The following is a 2,137-nucleotide window of genomic DNA, read 5'->3' as shown; positions in this document are numbered from 1 at the left end:
CAACCTACGGATTAAAAGTCCGCAGCTCTGCCAGTTGAGCTAGAGGCCCGTTGCGGCGCCTCAGTATGCCGCACGAGTCAGGGGCGTGCGGTCCACGCCAGGGCCCGAGCGGGTCCAGAGCCGGACGGCGGTGTCACCGAGCTCGGGGTCCACGCCGACTCATAGCCCGAGGTGAACGGGACGATCGCGGAGATGGCTCGATGTTCACGTAGGACTCCATGATCGCCGTGGCGATGTGGACGACGAGGAACGCCGATGCGCCGAGCGCCAGCGACCGGTGCATGCCCATGACGACGGCGGACCGGATGCCCTGGGGCGCGCGGCGCGAGGCCGTCAGCATCCCCAGCACAAGGACGGTGAGCATGACGACGCTCGCCACACCGGTCGCCCGGGACACGAACCAGAGGATCTCGTTCATGCCGTACGCCGTTCGGGGTTCGGCCAGCCCGGGGTGACCACGGGCCGGCCGAGGTCGGCGTCCAGCCGCGCGGAGATGCCGTGTCCGGCCAACCACTCCGGAGCCTCGCTCCCGAGCACGACGGCCGCGGTGCTCGCCGCATTGGCCTCGAGCGCGGAGACGCCGGCGCAGGTGACCTGGGACCAGGCGGTCGACGCGGTCCGCCCCGGGCGCGGGTCGACGATGTGGCGCTGCTCGCCGTTGGCAGCCCAGGTCCGCCGACGGGTCGACGACGTGACGACGGCCTGACCGGAGCTGACCACGACCTGTCGGACGACCCGTGCTCGTCCTCGACGCCGATGTCCCCAGCCGCCGACGGGCAGCACCCCCGACACGGCGATGTCACCGCCGAGGTTGACGAGGAAATCCGCGCGCAGCTCGGGCCAGGCGCGCGGCGATGAGGTCCGCGGCGCACGCCTTGGCGGTGGCGCCGAGGTCGACCATGGTCCCTCGAGGCAGGAGCAGGTGCCGGTTCGCGACGTCGTATCCGATGGCCCGCCAACCGGGGACCGGCACCTCGACGACCAGGCCGGGCGTCGTCACGGGGCCTCGCGCGCGGACCGCGTCGAGGTCGACGTCGTAGCCCGCGGCGGCGACCGCCTGGCCGACCGTCGGGCCAACCAGACCGTCGGTGATGTCGGCGGCATGGAGGGCGGCCTCGATGCACCCGCCCAGCAGCTCCGAGACCACGACGTCGACGCCCGCCACCGCGGCGGCAGCGGTGAGGCGAGAGATCTCGGAATCCGGCCGGAAGCGGGACGCCACGCGGTCGAGCTCGTCGACCATCGCCTCGGTCACGTAGGCCGCGGCCTCGAGCCTCGAGCCTCGTCGCCTCGGTGGTGAGCACGCTGTTGGTGCAGCCGATCGCGCGGAACGTGTGCTGGTGGATGGCCATCAGGATCCCGTCGTCGTGGTGCTGGCGCTGTTGGACGAGCTGCTCACCGAACCGGTGCTGCCGAACCCGGACGAGGACGAATTGTCCGAGGACGAGTTCGAGGACGAGTTCGAGGACGTGGAGGCCGTCGAGGCCGTCGAGGTGGACGTCCCGGCCCCGCTCGTCGTGGCGACCGCGACCGTTGCGGACCGGTTCGCCGCATACGCGTCGGCGAGGTGGAGGCCCAGGCCGCCGGCGGTGAGCGTCGTGGCGAGCAGGACGCCTGCGGTCCATCGGCGGGTGGTGGACAGGGCGCGGTCCGAGCGTCGGCTGGTCATGTCGGGAACGCCTTGCCGGGCGCACCCGGCCCGATCCTGTGAGCCCGTTGTGGTCCCGCGATGACCGAGGATGCCTGGTTAGGGTCGGCCCGTGGGCCCTCGTCAGAACCGCGTCACGCCGACCGGCGACATCGTCGCGATCCCGCTGCGCGGCAGCTGGATGGGCAACCGCGGGATCCTCCACGACGACGCGGGCCATGTCGTCCGCAACCACGCCAGCAGTCTCTGGATCACGTGCGCGTTGTCGTTCAGGGGGTGGCGGGCGTTCCAGTGGCAGCCGCACCACTACACGGTCCTGTTCTTCCACGACGAGGCCGTGTCGCTGGCGGCGGGCCATCGTCCGTGCGCGCTCTGCCGCCTGGAGGACTACGACGCCTACCGCGCTGCTCTCGCCGAGCATGACCACGCGAAACGGTTGTCGGCCAAGGAGATCGACACTCGGCTGCACACCGAGCGGCTCGTCCCTCG

Annotated in this window: 5 protein-coding genes; 2 read left to right on the top strand and 3 right to left on the bottom strand. The window is 71.5% G+C overall.

Annotation, left to right across the window (positions count from 1 at the left end; all coding sequences use genetic code 11):
- Positions 1 to 133: 133 nt before the first annotated feature.
- The 3 genes from VIG79_RS09595 to VIG79_RS09585 are packed head-to-tail and all read right to left on the bottom strand — an operon-like array spanning position 134 to position 1,255.
- Positions 134 to 418, bottom strand: coding sequence for a hypothetical protein (locus tag VIG79_RS09595; RefSeq protein WP_331884978.1), 285 nt, complete (start codon positions 416 to 418; stop codon positions 134 to 136).
- Positions 415 to 792 (bottom strand): FAD:protein FMN transferase, encoded by a 378-nt coding sequence (locus VIG79_RS09590; protein WP_331884976.1) that lies wholly within the window; start codon positions 790 to 792, stop codon positions 415 to 417. The genes VIG79_RS09595 and VIG79_RS09590 overlap by 4 nt, the downstream gene beginning before the upstream one ends.
- Positions 793 to 799: 7 nt before the next feature.
- On the bottom strand, positions 800 to 1,255 hold the full coding sequence (locus VIG79_RS09585; RefSeq protein ID WP_331884974.1) for an FAD:protein FMN transferase: 456 nt from the start codon (positions 1,253 to 1,255) through the stop codon (positions 800 to 802).
- Positions 1,256 to 1,340: 85 nt separating this feature from the next.
- On the opposite strand from VIG79_RS09585, the gene VIG79_RS09580 reads away from it, so the two are divergent.
- Both VIG79_RS09580 and VIG79_RS09575 read left to right on the top strand, forming a co-directional pair.
- Entirely contained in the window at positions 1,341 to 1,733 is a 393-nt protein-coding gene (locus VIG79_RS09580) for a hypothetical protein (protein WP_331884972.1), read from the top strand.
- 27 nt (positions 1,734 to 1,760) lie between these two features.
- Positions 1,761 to 2,137: hypothetical protein (locus tag VIG79_RS09575; RefSeq protein ID WP_331884970.1), on the top strand; the 377-nt coding region annotated here is incomplete at its 3' end.

This window comes from Lapillicoccus sp. (genome assembly GCF_036559105.1).
Classification (GTDB): domain Bacteria; phylum Actinomycetota; class Actinomycetes; order Actinomycetales; family Dermatophilaceae; genus Lapillicoccus.
This window is presented reverse-complemented; position numbering and strand designations above follow the sequence as displayed.

Excerpts from the sequence above, each read along its gene's own strand:
- VIG79_RS09595 (WP_331884978.1), bottom strand. The coding sequence starts at position 418 with ATGAACGAGATCCTCTGGTTCGTGTCCCGGGCGACCGGTGTGGCGAGC.